14 protein-coding genes are annotated in these 17,045 nt (G+C 41.7%); 4 read left to right on the forward strand and 10 right to left on the reverse strand.

Going from position 1 to position 17,045, the window contains the following annotated elements; genetic code table 11:
- Positions 1–24: 24 nt before the first annotated feature.
- A complete protein-coding gene (locus tag JCM16418_RS06850) occupies positions 25–1,242 on the forward strand; it encodes a glucose-1-phosphate adenylyltransferase (protein WP_036647104.1) in 1,218 nt (405 codons plus the stop codon).
- A gap of 133 nt (positions 1,243–1,375) precedes the next feature.
- On the opposite strand, the gene JCM16418_RS06855 is transcribed toward JCM16418_RS06850, so the two are convergent.
- The 5 genes from JCM16418_RS06855 to JCM16418_RS06875 form a co-directional block, all read right to left on the reverse strand.
- A complete protein-coding gene (locus JCM16418_RS06855; protein ID WP_036647105.1) occupies positions 1,376–2,794 on the reverse strand; it encodes a sensor histidine kinase in 1,419 nt (472 codons plus the stop codon).
- Positions 2,791–3,489, reverse strand: a complete 699-nt coding sequence (locus tag JCM16418_RS06860) for a response regulator transcription factor (protein WP_036647106.1) — start codon at positions 3,487–3,489, stop codon at positions 2,791–2,793. Before JCM16418_RS06860 ends, JCM16418_RS06855 begins: the two co-directional genes overlap by 4 nt.
- Positions 3,482–4,798 (reverse strand): hypothetical protein, encoded by a 1,317-nt coding sequence (locus tag JCM16418_RS06865; RefSeq protein WP_052020097.1) that lies wholly within the window; start codon positions 4,796–4,798, stop codon positions 3,482–3,484. The genes JCM16418_RS06860 and JCM16418_RS06865 overlap by 8 nt, the downstream gene beginning before the upstream one ends.
- Before the next feature lie 37 nt (positions 4,799–4,835).
- Positions 4,836–5,561, reverse strand: coding sequence for a phosphonate ABC transporter ATP-binding protein (locus JCM16418_RS06870; RefSeq protein WP_036647108.1), 726 nt, complete (start codon positions 5,559–5,561; stop codon positions 4,836–4,838).
- Between the two features lie 86 nt (positions 5,562–5,647).
- Positions 5,648–6,817, reverse strand: coding sequence for an MFS transporter (locus JCM16418_RS06875; protein WP_242403736.1), 1,170 nt, complete (start codon positions 6,815–6,817; stop codon positions 5,648–5,650).
- Between the two features lie 120 nt (positions 6,818–6,937).
- On the opposite strand from JCM16418_RS06875, the gene JCM16418_RS06880 reads away from it, so the two are divergent.
- Together JCM16418_RS06880 and JCM16418_RS06885 are read left to right on the forward strand one after the other, a co-directional pair.
- Positions 6,938–7,855 carry an ArsR/SmtB family transcription factor gene (locus JCM16418_RS06880; RefSeq protein WP_036647109.1) on the forward strand — a complete coding sequence of 306 codons (918 nt, stop codon included), beginning with the start codon at positions 6,938–6,940 and terminating at the stop codon, positions 7,853–7,855.
- A 13-nt stretch (positions 7,856–7,868) separates the two neighbouring features.
- The gene (locus JCM16418_RS06885) at positions 7,869–8,633 is read left to right on the forward strand and encodes an HAD family hydrolase (RefSeq protein WP_036647110.1); all 765 of its coding nucleotides are present in this window, start codon (positions 7,869–7,871) and stop codon (positions 8,631–8,633) included.
- A 26-nt stretch (positions 8,634–8,659) separates the two neighbouring features.
- On the opposite strand, the gene JCM16418_RS06890 is transcribed toward JCM16418_RS06885, so the two are convergent.
- Positions 8,660–10,912, reverse strand: a complete 2,253-nt coding sequence (locus JCM16418_RS06890) for a type IA DNA topoisomerase (RefSeq protein WP_036647111.1) — start codon at positions 10,910–10,912, stop codon at positions 8,660–8,662.
- A 536-nt stretch (positions 10,913–11,448) separates the two neighbouring features.
- Between JCM16418_RS06890 and JCM16418_RS06895 the strand changes: the two genes are divergently transcribed.
- Positions 11,449–12,267: a PPK2 family polyphosphate kinase gene (locus JCM16418_RS06895; protein ID WP_052020098.1), complete on the forward strand. Its 819-nt coding sequence runs from the start codon at positions 11,449–11,451 to the stop codon at positions 12,265–12,267.
- A 108-nt stretch (positions 12,268–12,375) separates the two neighbouring features.
- Here the strand turns inward: JCM16418_RS06895 and JCM16418_RS06900 are convergent, their stop codons facing one another.
- The 4 genes from JCM16418_RS06900 to lpdA form a co-directional block, all read right to left on the reverse strand.
- Positions 12,376–13,863 (reverse strand): glutamate synthase subunit beta, encoded by a 1,488-nt coding sequence (locus tag JCM16418_RS06900; RefSeq protein ID WP_036647112.1) that lies wholly within the window; start codon positions 13,861–13,863, stop codon positions 12,376–12,378.
- A 236-nt stretch (positions 13,864–14,099) separates the two neighbouring features.
- Positions 14,100–14,582, reverse strand: a complete 483-nt coding sequence (locus JCM16418_RS06905; RefSeq protein ID WP_036647113.1) for a dihydrofolate reductase — start codon at positions 14,580–14,582, stop codon at positions 14,100–14,102.
- A 33-nt stretch (positions 14,583–14,615) separates the two neighbouring features.
- The gene (gene thyA, locus JCM16418_RS06910) at positions 14,616–15,410 is read right to left on the reverse strand and encodes a thymidylate synthase (RefSeq protein ID WP_036647114.1); all 795 of its coding nucleotides are present in this window, start codon (positions 15,408–15,410) and stop codon (positions 14,616–14,618) included.
- A gap of 209 nt (positions 15,411–15,619) precedes the next feature.
- The gene (gene lpdA, locus JCM16418_RS06915) at positions 15,620–17,044 is read right to left on the reverse strand and encodes a dihydrolipoyl dehydrogenase (protein WP_036647115.1); all 1,425 of its coding nucleotides are present in this window, start codon (positions 17,042–17,044) and stop codon (positions 15,620–15,622) included.
- Between the last annotated feature and the right edge of the window lies 1 nt (position 17,045).

Below are 17,045 nucleotides of genomic sequence, written 5' to 3' on the forward strand. Positions count from 1 at the left end.
AAAACAATTTTGGAGGGAAAAGACATGAAGAGGAAAGAATGCATCGCCATGTTACTAGCCGGAGGTGAGGGTCGCAGATTATCACCGTTGACGTCTAAACAGGCAAAACCCGCCGTACCGTTTGGCGGTCGTTACCGTATTATCGATTTTCCTCTCAGTAACTGTGTGAATTCAGGCATCGATACGATTGGTGTTCTAACACAGTATGAAGCAGAATCATTACACCAACATATCGGTGAAGGTGAACCGTGGGGTATCCACACAAGTGGTGATGACGGAATATCCTTACTACCTTCTTACAATACAGGATCCGCAGAATATTCAGGAACAGCTGATGCAATTTATAAAAATATTGATTATATCGATCGTCAAAATCCAGAAAATGTATTAATTCTTTCGGGTGATCACATCTACCATATGAACTACAGTGAAATGCTGGAATTCCATCAGAAAAATAATGCTGCAGCCACTATCTCTGTTATGGAAGTACCTTGGGAAGAAGCTAGTCGTTTTGGTGTGCTGAGCGTTAATGATGAGCTCCGCATTTCTGATTTTGCTGAGAAGCCTGCTCAACCAGAGAGCAATTTGGCTTCAATGGGAATTTACATCTTCAAATGGTCATATTTACGTGAACATCTGATCAGGGATGCAGCTAATGACCAATCATCACATGACTTTGGTAAGGACTTAATCCCTACGATGCTACAAAACCAAGATGAATTGTTCGCATTCCGTTTTAAAGGCTACTGGAGAGACGTTGGTACTGTAGAGAGCCTGTGGGAAGCGCATATGGACCTTCTTTCCAATGATGTTGATTGGAAGCTACATGATAGCGAATGGCCTATGTATACCCGCCCTTGGCGTACTAAACTTAGTGCTCATAAAATAAAGAGTGGCACATCTACTAACAGTCTTTTATCAGAAACCTGCTATCTTGACGGTTCTGCACAAAAGTCGGTTATGTTCTGTGGTGTAGAAGTTGGTAAATCTTCTGAGATCAAGAATAGTGTAGTTATGCCAAATGTTAAAATTGGCCGCAATGTTATTATTGACCGGGCTATTATCGGTGAAGGTGCTGTAATTAAGGATGGCGCTGTAATTAAAGGCTCAGAAGGCCATGTTGTTGTCATTGGACCTTATGAGACCGTGCTAGCCAAACCATCTGTACGTACCCAGCCTTCCCGCCTCATTCAAGATGTATACGAAAAGGGACGCTTGCGTGCTGAAGGACTTTCTTCTTAATTCACATTTGAGTTAGGAACATCCATTTGAATATGATGACTTATCCGAATATAAAAAGAGCGGTGTCCTTTAGGGACCCGCTCTTTTGTCATGATTCAACAGATGTCTGCATGCATTCTGTATCCCTGCATTATTAAATTAACTCACCTGGGATATCTTCTTTCTTAGGTAGTGGTAATGTAACAATGACCGTCGTACCCTCTTCTAGTTTACTCTGCATAATCATGTTACCATGATGTAGCTCAACGATTTGCTGTGTAATCGCAAGACCAAGGCCTGTACCACCGTTCAGCGGATTAACCTGAAAGAATCGGTCTTTAACACGAATCAGATGTTCCTCATCAATACCAATTCCAGTATCACATACTTGTGTAATGATTTTACCATTCTCTTCATGAACGATGAGATCAATCGCTGAATCCTCGTGTGAAAATTTAATCGCATTATCAATAAGATTCAGGAATACTTGTTTTAATCGGTTTGCATCGCCAATTACAATTGGACGATCCTCTGAATTTAACCTAAGCTCAATGTTTCGTTTCTCAGCCTTGGTCCATAAATTGAGCATAATTTCCTGAAGTAACTCTTTAAGATTGACCCTGCCCATAATGATTTTCATTTCGTTCTGCTGCAATTTGGAGAAGTCCAAAATCTCTTCAACCAGTCCGATTAGGCGATCCGTTTCCTTCGTTATGATCTCCATCCCAATCCTTGTCTCTTCAGGATCATAACCTCCAGAATTAATGGTCTCCCCCCAACCTTTAATACTCGTCAGCGGCGTCCGTAGCTCATGTGAAATCGATGAAATAAAGTCATCCTTCACCTGATTACTACGGATAATTTCCTCTGCCATATAATTGAGTGTAGCTGCTAGCTCCCCAAGTTCATACCTATAATCACCTTTTACTCTGGCGCTAAACTTACCTTGCGCCATTTGAGCGGAAACCGCAGTAATATTATTTAGTGGTCTGACAATGGAATTAGCAAGCCCCATGCTGAAACCAAGCACAAGTGCGAGAACCGCCGCTCCGACACTAACAGCCAACAAAGTAACATTAAGGAGCTTATCATTAACGTATTCGAGCGAAGTAATATACCGTATAATATACGCATCCTGCCCATTGATTTGTTCCAGCTTGGATACTGCCATTACATCTTCCTTCGTTCCGATCTGGCGGCCTACCCAGCGCCCCGTATTACCAGAAAGCGCTTGGGAAATGTCACTGGTCTTAATCGCTACGTCGGGCTGAAATTCCGACAGATTGATTAGAACCTCCCCTTGCGTATTAAGTATCTGTAGCTCGGTTCCTTTTAGTTCAAAACTAGACAACATATAAGAGAGATCATCCGAACCCAAATCATCACTAACTGGCTTAAACTTTTGATAAATATCTTCGACATTACGGATGTTTTGAGATATATGGCTGTAAATACTATCATAGTAATACGTGCGAATAGCTAATAAAAAAATGACTTCCGCCAGCAGAAGCGCCGAGAATACAACAATAAAATAATGCATGACGATCTGCTTGCGTATGCCTTTCTTAATCATTGTCCTTGGCCCTTCCACTTATACCCATGGCCCCAAACGGTCTGAAGATATTCTGGCTCTGACGGATTCTCTTCAATTTTTTGACGTAAACGGCGGATGTTCACATCAACAATTTTAGGATCACCCATATATTCCTTGCCCCATACGTGATCTAGTAACACGTCTCTGCTAAGAGGTGTGTTCTCCTTCTCCAGAAAAAATTGAATAAGTGAGAATTCCGTAGGTGTAAGTTCAATCCCCTGCCCATCCTTCTTAAACTGCTTAGATATCAAATCAAGACTGAACGCCCCTGACTGAAAGCTAACTTTAGCAGAAGTTTCCCGGTGCACATGGACACGACGTAACAGTGATTGAATCCGTGCTATCAACTCTGTAGGACTGAATGGCTTACTAACATGATCATCGGCCCCTACTGAGAGGGCATATACCTTGTCCTGTTCCTGAACTTTAGCAGTCAGAAATATAATACCTATCCGTTCATTCGTTTCACGTACTCGGCGACATACCTCAAATCCATCAATACCTGGAACCATGACATCTAGAAGCGCAATATCAATATCAGGCACAGTCATTAATTTCTCCAATGCCTCATTACCATTCGAAGCTTCAAGTACATCAAAGCCATTCCGTTTCAAATTAATCACAATAAAACTACGGATTGAGTCCTCGTCTTCCAAAATTAGAACTTTACTCACCTGTTTTTTCCTTCCTTTCTATCGGAGGTACTTCATTATTCAACCGTTTATTATTTGCATTAACTTCCCAATCACCATAGGTTTTGTACCCAATTACCTTTTCATTTTTGCGAACGAGATATTTCCAATCTTCATGTTGCTTTTCCCACTGGGATAACGTAAAAAATTTAATCTCAGCAACGGTTTTTCCCGTGTCCTTGCCGTTATCGAGTAAAATAAATCGCAAATATTCATCAATAACAGATTTCGTATCAATCGTTAAGTTCCCATACCAACTTTTAGGAAAGAACCCTAAATGGAAACGATTAATGTAATCTCGGTACTCCTGTGCTTTAAATATAAGATCATCTTTACCATCCCACTGGCTATAAATCGTAAGCAATGGAATATCTGTGGTCTTATAAAAGCTCCATCCTTTAGGCGGTTCAACACTGCCTATTTCGAGGATCCCATCGTTATCCACGTCTTGACTGGCAATTGGCCATTCTTTATAGGTCTTCTTAGAATCAAGAGCTACAACCAGTTTATCATCCTTCATAATGATGACTTGAGACTTCGAGCTTTTCTCGCCAATTAAAGTGTCGACAATAATACCTTCTTGATCCTTCAATACTTTACCTGCGACAATATTGTAATAACCCGAAACAAAAGGTTCCATTTCAATTTTGTCTAGCTCTATAAAACTATCTTTGTATTGATATGTCGTCATATATGCGTATTCGTTTTTCACAAGCTGTAAAACGGATAAGTCTTTGATATGATCACCGTTTAAATCATCAATAATAAATTTCGTATACGGTAGTTCCAAGATCTTCTCCACACTACTGCCTGTATAATTATAGACGACTAGACCCTGCAAAACGTCATTATCATCCCGACGTGAGTAACCCGCAATAATATTCTTAATGCCGTTATTCGTCAGATCTTCGAATTGTAATGACTCAAGCCTTGTACCTTCACCAGTAAACGTAACCTGCTTTACCCATGTGTTCTTCACATTCTTAAAAATCATCCCTTGGATATTAGCAGGCTGTTCGGATGAAGTATCATAGAAAACGATCGCTTCATTAATTTTGTCACCATCGAGGTCTTCAAAGTGGATCTGATTTGTGTCTTGCTCATCCCGTGATCTAACGATTGTCGCCCCTTCTGGCAACTGCGAATGAATAATCGTTTTTAGATCTTCTTTTTCAGCCGTCAATTGTGGAGCTCGCATTAACGATACGGGATAAATTAGAAATGTACAGCCGCTAAGAAGAAACATCATGAGGATGGCGCCGCAGAAACGAAAATATTTCAATTTAAGCAAGTACACCCCTCTTTTCCATATAATAAACGTTTCCAGATTACATAAGGTTGCGTTCTTGAGACGTTAATCTTCTTCCGGAAATATCGAATATGATTTTACCTTCTGACATTCCGACAATACGAGTAGCATATTTTTCAGCTAGTTCAAGTGGCAATACGGAAATTACCGTTACTCGCTCTTCAAGACAAAGGTTACGTAGTGTTTGCATTACACTTTCTGCTGATTTAGGATCAAGTCCGATGACAGGCTCATCTGCTACAATCACCTTTGCTCCGTGCACCAAAGCACGTGCAATAGCAATCCGCTGGCGTTCACCGCCACTTAATGTGTCACTCTTCTGATGTGCCTTCTCTAGCAGTCCCAGCTGCTCAATAACATCCATTGCTCCCATATAATCATCCGAACGTACCATACCTGTTGCCATACGCCAAATCGGTGTCTGACTGGCTTGTCCAATGAGTACATTCTTAAGCGCAGTACGATTCAAATTAAGATGCGGATTCTGTTCTAAGTATGCCCATTCTCGTTTAATTTTTCTTTTACCTAAGAACGAGTTTTTCTGTATATCTTCTCCGTCAATGACGAAGCTACCTTTATCCCATTTTTCTTTAAGAGCTAAGCACCTTAAGAATACGCTCTTGCCGCTCCCACTCGGTCCAACCAAAGCAATCATTTCACCACGCTGTATTTCTAAAGACACATCTTTCAAAATCTGTATTTTATCCACACCGACGGACTTCGTTAAACCTTTGATGTTGATCATGACATATCTCCCATCGTCTCTAGTTCTCTATATAAATAGTGTATTGGAAAAAGCGGTGGAATTCCATGCGAACAATTGTTCTAATTTTATTTAGGTTCTTTTCGTATGAGCAGTCCCGTGCATGCAAACACAATAAATCCAAGTCCAAGTACCGTAAACATGCCGCCCTTCCATCCATATCCCATAAGAAGGCCGCCAATATTGGGGCCTGCAATACTGCCTATATTAAAATGAAACGATGCAACCACGTTGGCAGCAGGCAACATCATCTTGGGTAAAATATCTGCCGCATATGCAAGTCCAAGCGAAAAGAAAGACCCTACCATACCGCCTGCAATACTAAGCAGGATAATCATCCATGCCATATGAGTGCCTGCATAAGGTACAAGCATGAAAGCTGCACCACCAATGATTCCGCAAATCATCAGCAGCTTTTTACGTCCAAAACGATCACTCAGCATCCCGAGAGGAAGCTGAAATACAAGACCTCCAAGTCCAATGAAAGGTAGTAAAAAGGCAATTTGTGATTCGCTAAATCCAGTGCGCAGACCATATACAGGGAAATTACTATTAATTCCTGCTTCCATATAACCGTAGAGTAAAGCTGGGAGTAATGCAAACCAAGCCAGATGATAGCTTCGGCGGAATCTGTTCGGCATCTGAGTTGAACCCTCCAGCTTCTCAGGTCGGAAGTCCGGGAGCTTCACCAGTACGAGCAGAAGTACGAGCAGAATCAATACAGCAAGAACCATAAATGGAATTGCCAGTCCATAAGGAAGTAAACGAATACCTAACGGCCCTAAACTGAACCCCAGACCATAGGACATTCCGTACAAAGAAATATTTCTACCGCGTTGCTCTGAGGGTGTAACCAATAACACCCATAATTGTGCTGCATAATGCACAGCGCTATCGCCTATACCTACAAGTAACCGAAGTACAAACCATACTTTGACGAAAGGAAGCATTGGAAATAAAATAACTGAAATGAGCACGATCATAAGACCAATTGTAACGAGCTTCTTAAATCCTAATGCGTTAAGAGCCTTTTCAGCCACTAAAGTCATGGCAAACGAACCCAAATATAGTGCCGCAGCATTCAATCCATTAACAGAAGATGATACCCCTTTTTGTTCTAAAACAATGGATAGAATCGGGAGCAGTAGACCTTGACTAAGACCAGCAGCGACAATAACTGCAATTAATATGAAGAAATGAAACGACTGTGTGTTATTCTTGATGTTTAATTGTGACAACTTAAATCCTCCTCTGATGCATTCCGGGGCAAACTACTTGAACATTATAGTGGACAACCCCCGTCTCAACAAGCCATAATGAAAGAAGTGCATTGATTTTCATAGGAGGTTAAAGGTTTCATGAACTATGAAGTGAAAATTGACGTTTCACCGATCTATGAATTACTTGGAAGTTTTATGGTATATACCTCTAAAAAGTGGGTCCGCAATCTGGATATTGGACCAGAGTGGATTAGTGAAGTAGCTGAGCGGCTCGAACCTGAAGTCTCTCAAGCAATTGCGCAGACAGCCTCTTGGCCATTTGACGATTATGATGTGCTATATGCCTGGGCTATTCATCGTAATAATGGCGATAGCGTATTGACTTACTTAGAATGTCTGTTGCATACCCCGGAAGAAGTGCTGCTTGAAGTCGCTTCACCTTATCTTCCTTCTTTGACTATTGAGAACACTCGGCGCATTCGTGACCAATATACGCCACTTCTTGAGCTGTGGTATGAGCATTATTTTAAGAACGTAGAGTCATCGATTATTCCGCTAATTGAAGAAGATGCTCTGGAGAAAAAAATGTTGCTCACAAAGATGGATCCGCAAGCTCTTGTGGAATATGCTTCTGGCGGCCTTGTTGTGGAAGACATTCCTGGACTAGAAACGATCGTGCTTTTCCCAACGGTTCATAATCGTCCGATTAATACGTACTGCTTCTATCAAAAAATGATGCTGATTCAGTATCCAGTTGACGTACCTGAAGAGAATGAGGATGAGCCACCGACTGTTCTTTTACGGATGACTCACGCGCTCTCCGAACCTAAACGGCTGCGTCTACTTCGCTATTTGGCTGATCAGCCGCGTTCGCTCGATGATATGCAGCGTGATTTGGTTCAAACAGAAGAGATGTTAATGCATCACATGATGATTCTCCGAGTTGCTGGATTACTGCGTATTCATTTGGAAGTTGACAATCAAGAGAAATTCAGCATAAGACCAGACGGTGCCTCTGAACTCCAGATGTTTCTGGAATCATACATTCGTCTATAAGGAGTGAACATACTTGAACACATTAAGACAAGATATATTGTTTGATTTGGATGATACCCTCATCCACTGTAATAAATATTTCGGAATGATATTAGATCAGTTCGCTGAACTTGTACACCAATGGTTTAACGGTGAACAAATTACGACCGAAGAGATCCGTCAGAAGCAAGTTGAAATTGATGTGGCCTCTGTTCATCAAAAGGGTTTCAGCAGCGGTAATTTTCCTAGATCATTAATTGAAACCTACCGTTTCTTCAGTCAGAAATTCAACCGCCAGCCCCATCCTTTGGCTGAACAACAGTTGTCAAAACTAGGCATGAGTGTGTATGACCAGGAAATTGAGCCATATCCGGGAATGGTGGAAACTTTAGAAACCCTCTCTTCTGCCGGGCACAAGCTTTACTTATATACCGGTGGTGAAACTGCCATCCAGCAGCGTAAGATTGATCGAATGAAGCTCAGTATGTACTTCGACGATCGTATATTTATTACGCAGCATAAGAATGAAAAGACCCTTGAACATATTATTCAGCAAGGGAAATTCAACCGTAGCGCGACCTGGATGATTGGAAACTCACTACGTACAGATGTAAGACCGGCACTGACGGCAGGTCTGCATAGCATCTATGTTAAACAATCTAATGAATGGATCTTTAATATGGTCGATTTGCAAAATGAGCCAAATAGCTCATTGTATACGGTCACTTCTATAGATGAGATCCCAGATGTTATTGCTGAAAAAATTGCAAAAGAAACAAGAGAAAGGACCCTTAGCTAAGGGTCCTTTCTTTTGACCGTATTTAATTACGATTTCTGCCGCTCTATTCCAAGTGTTCCTTGCTCAGCATTACTGAGTATGATTTTAGCCTTGAAGGCTTCTCCTCGACTGTCCTGGAAAGTGAGCAGCTGCGTCTTTCCAGAAGACAATAAAGATTTGAGCATAGCTTCACTGATTTTTTTACCCTCATATTCCTTCCAAATTACAAAGGTGCAGCCCTCACGAAAGCCCGTGCAACCGTATCCCTTTTTACCCTCAATAATATGTCCTGAGCAACTCTCGCGAGGACAAGCTCCATACGATACTCTCTCCGCAGGCGATGATGACTTACTCTTGTCAGAGGATGAAGAAGCAACCTTTTTGCGAGTAGCCGAAGCTGAGATGTTCTTTTTCGCTTCAGGTTTGACACGATCCTTGTTCTTATTGTCCTCTATTCCGAACCTAGAAGAGGGCGCTGAACGCTGGGTGGATACCTTCTGAATAATAGAAACCGTAAATTTTTGCACATTATCCATAAATTTCTCGGAAGCCGCTTCACCCTTAGATATCTGATACAATCTACGTTCCCACTGACCCGTCATTTCAGGAGAAGTCAAAAGCTCAATTCCAGCATGGCGGATAAGTTCGACGGCTGTTCTACCCTTTTGAGAAATGATGATTTTCTTGCCCTGCATCACAATATATCCGACTTTTTTCAATCGCTCAATGGTTGCTGCACGTGTTGCTGGTGTGCCAAGTCCACTATCTTTCATTGCATCACGAAGCTCATCATTTTCGATGCTCTTGCCTGCGCTCTCCATCGCCTTAAGTAAGGTTCCCTCGGTGTAGCTCTTCGGGGGTTGTGTAGCCTTTTCTTTTGCTTCACTCTTGAAACAATTCACAGGCTTATCCGCGTCAAGATCAAAGGAACGATCATTCCACTCTAAATTCTCCTCTTCCTCATCATTCTTGTTTTTACTCGATTTAGAGGTCTTATCAGCACTAGGAATCAACACTTTCCAGCCTAAAGAAAGCAGTTCCTTAATGTTGGTCTTGAATTCTTCCTTCTCCACCTCAGTAAGCACCGTGTGCTGCTTATAAACAGCAGGTAAATAGAAGTGAGACAAGAAACGAATCACAATGAGATCATATAGTTGCTGCTCTTCTTTGCTAAGCTGTCCCGCTCTTTTTAACGTTGGTAAAATCGCATGGTGATCTTCGACTTTCTCAGGGTTACACACCGATTTATTATTCACATGTACAAGTATCGGGTTAGCTCCCTCAGCCTGTTCCTTAAATGAAGTAGACTTCAGCATATTCAGTGCCTTGTGCATGCCTTCAATATTTTGTTCATTTACATAGTTTGAGTTCGTACGCGGATAGGAAATCACCTTATGCTTTTCATACAATGCTTGAGCGATATCTAGTGTTTTTTTTGCGGAAAAACTGAATTTAGCATTCGCTTCACGCTGCAATAACGTAAGATCATATAGCTTCAAAGGATAATCCTTCGTTTCCTTTACCTCATATTTGGTAATTGTCCCCTCTTTACCTTGTACCTTAGCTGCAATGGTCTCCGCCTTTTCCTTTGAAGTAATCCGATCTCCCTGCCATGAACCTATATATTCCAGTGCATCCTGACGAAAGCTGGCTTTCACATCAAAATAGGTAAGCGAGTCAAAGGCTTCAATTTCCTTCTGCCTATCATAGATAAGTGCCAAAACAGGGGTTTGAACTCGGCCAACGGACAGTAAGGTGTTGTGTTTAGTCGTAAAAGCCCTTGTTGCGTTCATGCCAATAAGCCAATCTGCTTCGCTTCGCGCCCTAGCGGCTTGAGTCAAATGCTCAAATTCCTCAGCTCCATGCAGTTCTCTAAATCCTTTAGCAATACTCTCAGCCGTTAGATCTGAGATCCAGAGACGCTTAACGGGCTGCATTAGCTTAAGCTGCTGTTGAATTAATGCAAATATGTATTGTCCTTCTCGTCCGGCATCGCAGGCGTTTACGATCTGATTACAGCGCTTCGCAAGTTCACCAATCGTAGTCAGCTGATCTTTGGTTTTCGGATGTGCAACAATTTTAAAAGACTCTGGAAGTATCGGTAAATCCCGAAAATTCCAACGTTTGTACTTCGTGTCATAGGCATCGGGTTCTGCAAGACCTACCAGATGTCCGATAGCCCAAGTAATAATATAATTCTCACCCTCCAAGTAGGTGCGCGAATTTTTGGCTTTCGGTTCAATCACGGCTGCTATATTACGTCCCATATCCGGTTTCTCTGCAATCACTAGTGTTTTCAAAAATTCGGCAACTCCTTATATGAAATCTAAAGGACTGATTCTTAGTAGATTCATACTTGACGCATCTAATAATTATAGGATCAGATCACAAAAAACATCGTTGTAATGATAAAAAAAGGCCGGGAATGGCAGGTCTCCCGACGTTCACGTCTTCAATTGATTTAAAGTTTATGATAGCACACACCCACACTTGTTTCAACGAATCATCAAGTTCAATTATAGGTTCCTATACTTATTTAGAAGCACGCTAACACCCTTTCAAGAGATATAAAGTCACCCATAATAATTCGAAATAAAAAGGCGCTCTATGCTACAGCAAACCACTCTCCTAATGTATTCATACGGTTAGGGAAGCAATGGAATCAATAAGAACAACAGCTTTATCCGGAAAAACCCTAATATTTTATCTACAACCTTACAGCTGCTCATTCGTGCATGTCTAAAGTATGATTGAAATACAGTTCAGGACGTGTAATGATATATACCAATTCATCATATGAATTCTTAATCATCTAAATACAAGGGAGGAAATGAACATGCTCAAACATTACCGCCTGGATAATAAACACAGTAAGGCGCTAAAGGATTTTGATCCAAATGATACGGCTGGTTTCAAAGATAAGGAGAAGATCCTAGCAGAATTTGAAGAATTAAAGGAACAGCTTCAAGAGGAACAAGAGAAGCTATTCGCTAGTAAATCTCATGGGGTACTCATCATATTTCAGGGGATGGATTGCAGTGGTAAAGATGGGGTTGTGAAAAAGGTTCTTTCTGGCTTGAATCCGCAAGGCTTTCGTGCAGAGAGTTTCAAACAACCTACGAGTGATGAAGCCTTGCATGATTTTCTTTGGCGCACGCACAAAGTAACGCCGGCGAAAGGCTATATCACTTCCTTTAACAGATCCTATTATGAAGATGTGCTCATTACGAGAGTCCATGGTAACATCGATGGCAAAGAGGCAGGTAAGCGTTTAAAGCATATCCAACATTTCGAGAAACTTCTGACGGAGAGTGGTACCCAGATCATCAAAATCTTTTTACATATCTCTCAAGACTTTCAATTGCAGAAAATCCAAGAGCGTATGGAGAACCCGGAGAAATTATGGAAATTTGATCCGAGTGATCTGGAAGAGAGAAGATATTGGGATGATTATGTCAAAGCTTATGAAAATGTATTCTCGTCTACCGGTACTAAAAATAACCCGTGGTATATCGTGCCATCAAACCATCGCTGGTTCCGAGATTATCTGGTACTCAAAATCATAGTCTCAGCTTTCAAGCAGCTTAACCTGGCTTATCCAAAAATAGACACAACACAATTTAATTCCCTTCGTCCTGTCCCTGTAGAATCTTAAATTACTTATTAGAACTTTTACAGCCAAGCTGCATATGAAAAAGAGGCCTTCCACAATCAAGTGGAAGGCCTCTGAATGAATTAAGATATAAGTTCAGGTCAAGTAATACTATACGAGCACTGTGGAGCCCATCAAATACTTGTCAACTTCTCGAGCTGCCTCGCGCCCTTCATTAATTGCCCATACCACCAAACTTTGTCCACGTCGCATGTCGCCAGCTGCAAACACTTTATCCACATTCGTCTTATATTGGCCTTTTACAGCTTTTACATTGGAACGGCGATCGGATTCTAGTCCCAGTTGCTGCGTTATCGTCTGTTCAGGACCATCAAAACCGATAGCAATAAGAGCCATTTGTGCTGGGAATACACGTTCAGTGCCAGGAAGTGGTTGATAAATCTTACGACCCGTTTCATCCACGATCCGTTGAATCTGCACTGTGTGCAGTTCCTTCAAATTTCCTTCTTCATCTCCAACGAATTTAGTCGTCATAATGGAGAACTCCCGAGGATCATGACCATACAAAGCTTTAGCTTCTTCATGCGCATAATCTAATGTGTAGACATTTGGGAACTGTGGCCAAGGATTTTGAATTGGATCACGCTCAAGAGGAGCTTTAGTATGAGTACCAAACTGAGTAATACTATTACAGCCATGACGAAGTGCAGTTGCCACGCAGTCCGATCCGGTATCTCCACCGCCGATAACAATAACATCCTGACCTTCGGCTGAAATGTATTGACCGTCTTCCAAACCAGAATCAAGAAAGCTCTTTATGGTTCCATTGAGGTATGTCATCGCATAATGAACACCCTTCAGAGTACTTCCTTCAATCTCAAATGCACGTGGCTTTGTTGATCCTCCGCATAACACAACTGCATCATAATCATCTACCAGTTGCTGCGAAGAAATGTCTTTACCGATTTCAGTGTTTGTTACAAATGTAATACCTTCTGCTTCAAGTAAATCGACTCTACGCTGCACGACACCTTTATCCAGTTTCATAGCCGGAATACCATACATAAGCAGCCCACCAATGCGGTCTGCTCGTTCATAGACTGTGACACTATGACCAGCTTTATTCAGCTGGGCTGCCGCAGCAAGTCCTGCGGGTCCAGAGCCAACAACAGCAACACGTTTCCCCGTACGGTTCAGCGGTGGGTTCGGAACCACCCAGCCTTCCTCGAACCCTTTATCGATAATAGCTTGTTCAATCGTCTTAATTGTAACGGGCTCACCAATCAGCCCAACCGTGCATGAACCTTCACAAGGTGCCGGACAAATGCGCCCTGTAAACTCTGGGAAATTGTTCGTTTTGTGTAGACGTTCTAGCGCTTCTCTCCATAAGCCGCGGTAAATCAGATTGTTCCATTCCGGAATGAGATTGTTAACTGGACAGCCTGACGTACCTCCATCCATATCAATACCGGTATGACAGTAAGGCGTGCCGCAGTCCATACAGCGTGATCCTTGTGTCCGAAGCTCTTCTTCAGACATATGTTTATGGAATTCTTCCCAGTCTTTAAGTCGCTCTGTAGGATCACGATCCACAGGAAGCTGACGACTATACTCCATAAAACCAGTTGGTGTTGACATGACGCTTTTCCCCCATCCGTTCTTTTCGTGTTGCCTTCTATTGTATATGAAATCATACCTAGTATCGTCCATAAGGTCAGGACTATCAAAAGTATGTGAGACCGCTCCGATTTACCGCTAACTTCTTGCAATATTTCAACTATTTTAGCACTTCATTCTTAAAATACTAAATGGATTATCCGCATACTTATTTGTACTATTTAACATTAACTTCGCATTTGAATCCAATCTGATCCTTAACGAACAAAGGTACTGAACCGATAACTATATGGATTTTTATCATCCGTTATCCCTTCCGTTTCCTCAGCTAGTTTCCATTGATCAAAGTCTACTTTCGGAAAAAAGGTATCCCCAGCAAACAGTTCGTCAATGAACGTAACTTTAAGTACATCTGCTACAGGCAAAAACTGAAAGTAAATCTCTGCTCCACCAATGACCATCACTTCTTCATGCTCTGCGAAATCAATCGCTTCTTCGATATTATGAATCACTTGTGCCCCTGTGGTCTTGTAATCCAAATCTCGAGTTAGAACAACATTAGTACGTCCCGGGAGTGGCTTTGAACCAAAAGATTCCCATGTTTTACGGCCCATAACAACCTTTTTCCCCATCGTCTGCTCTTTAAAATAAGCCATATCCCGAGGTAGACGCCAAGGTAGCATATTGTTATTGCCAATGACCTGATTCTCGCCCATTGCCCATATTAATGTGATACCCATATCCTAATAATCTCCTTTACTTAGCCCCGTTCTTTAAATTGCTACGGGTGCTTTGATGCCAGGATGATATTTATAATCAACAAATTCAAAATCATCGAAATGGTAATCAAAAATAGATTCTGGCTTTCGTTTGATGATTAAACGAGGTAATTCGTAAGGTTCTCTTTCTAGTTGCTTGTTTACCTGCTCCATATGGTTAGAGTATATGTGTACGTCTCCTCCGGACCAAATAAATTCACCTACTTCAAGACCACATTGCTGCGCAACCATATGAGTCAATAGTGCATAGCTTGCAATATTAAAAGGTAGTCCTAGGAATGTATCTACAGAACGCATCGTTAACATGCAAGATAACTTGCCATTTGCGACATAGAATTGAAACACAAAGTGGCATGGAGGTAATTTCATCTGATCAATTTCGCCCACATTCCAAGCACTTACGATATGACGTCTAGAATCCGGATTATGTTTAATGGATTCGATTACATTTGAAATCTGATCAATCCGATTTCCATCTGCAGATTCCCATGTGCGCCATTGCGAACCATAGACAGGTCCTAGATCACCATTCTCATCAGCCCATTCATCCCAAATGGTTACACCATTCTCCTTTAAATAACGAATATTCGTGTCCCCACTTAGGAACCACAGTAACTCATGTATTACAGATTTCAAGTGTATTCTCTTTGTCGTCATGAGAGGAAACCCTTTATTTAAATCAAACCGAAGTTGCCGCCCAAATACAGAGATTGTGCCAGTCCCCGTCCGATCTTCCTTCGGTGTTCCATGCTCAAGTATGTCATTCAATAAATCTAAATAATTCCGCATATTGCTTGTTCCACCTCTCCACTCACCTATTTATCTCGTATGGTTTACATTTATCTATTGATCTCAAAACTCTCTAAGTTATAGTTTACCATGGCGTTGCCAGATTGATAAACAGTAAATTAAGGCTGGAGTAACTTCCTCATATATCAAAAAAAGGGAGAGTACACGCAGGCTGCGCATACTCTCCTCTATTATCATTTATAAGTTCATTATTTTTTACGAGGTGCAATGACATGAATTGGGTTACCCAACGCAAGTTCAGCTGTTTCGGAAATCAATTCACCTAGTGTAGGATGCGCATGGATGGTAAGAGCGATGTCTTCCAAAGTTGCACCCATTTCAATAGCAAGACCAAGCTCAGCAATTAGGTTGGAAGCTTCGATACCAGCAATGTGGCAACCAAGCACTAGACCTGATTCTTCATCCGAAATCATCTTAACAAAACCGTCTGGACTGTTTAGGGACAAAGCACGACCATTACCCGCAAACGGGAATTTAGCAACGTTCACTTTGTGTCCTTTTTCTTTAGCTTCTTTCTCTGTCAAACCAACGCTTGCGCACTCTGGATCAACAAAGGCAACAGCTGGGATACACTTGTAATCAACAGCAGATGCTTCTCCAGAAATAGCCTCAGCTGCTACTTTACCTTCGTAAGAAGCTTTATGAGCTAGTGCAGGACCAGCTACGATATCACCGATTGCGAAAATATTAGGTTTATTCGTACGACCTTGATGGTCAACTTTCACCAGACCACGATCGTCCATTTCGATACCCACTAAATCAAGTCCAAGGTCACCATCTGTATTTGGACGACGTCCAACGGTTACAAGCAGGTAATCTGCAGTAACTTCTTTAGTTTCGCCATTTACAGAGTATTTAACCGTAACATCTTTTTCGGTTTGCTCAGCACTCTCAGCTTTCGCTTTCGTGATGATTTCAACACCGGTTTTTGTCATATTCTTCACGACTAGTTTAACCATATCTGGATCGAAACCGTTCAGAACGGAATCTAAACCTTCAATAATCGTAACTTTTGTTCCGAATTTAGAGAACATTTGACCTAACTCTGCACCGATATAACCACCGCCGATAACGACTAGGCTCTTCGGAATTTCAGGTAGGCTAAGCGCTTCTGTGGAAGACATAATACGTCCACCGAAAGGGAATGCCTTCAGTTCAATAGGACGGGAACCCGTTGCAATGATACAGTTTTTGAACCGGTAACGTGGAGATTCATGTTCGTTAAAGCAACGAGCTTCATTTTCGCTGATGAACATACATTCGCCATTGAAAACTTCAACCTTGTTACCTTTCAGCAAACCAGCAACACCACCAGTAAGCTTCTTAACAACGCTCTCCTTGAACTCTTGCGTTTTGGTGAAATCAACTTTCACGTTCTCAACCGTTACACCAAATGCTTCGCCATGTTGAGCTGATTCATATTGATGAGCTGCAGCGATGAGAGCCTTGGAAGGAATACATCCACGGTTCAAACATACGCCACCAACTTCGGATTTATCTACAATGATCACTTTTTGGCCCAATTGAGCAGCGCGGATTGCAGCTACATAACCACCGGGACCAGCACCAATTACTAATGTATCGATATCGAGTGAAGCGTCTCCTACTACCATA

The organism is Paenibacillus pini JCM 16418, from assembly GCF_000576305.1.
Classification (GTDB): domain Bacteria; phylum Bacillota; class Bacilli; order Paenibacillales; family Paenibacillaceae; genus Paenibacillus_AQ; species Paenibacillus_AQ pini.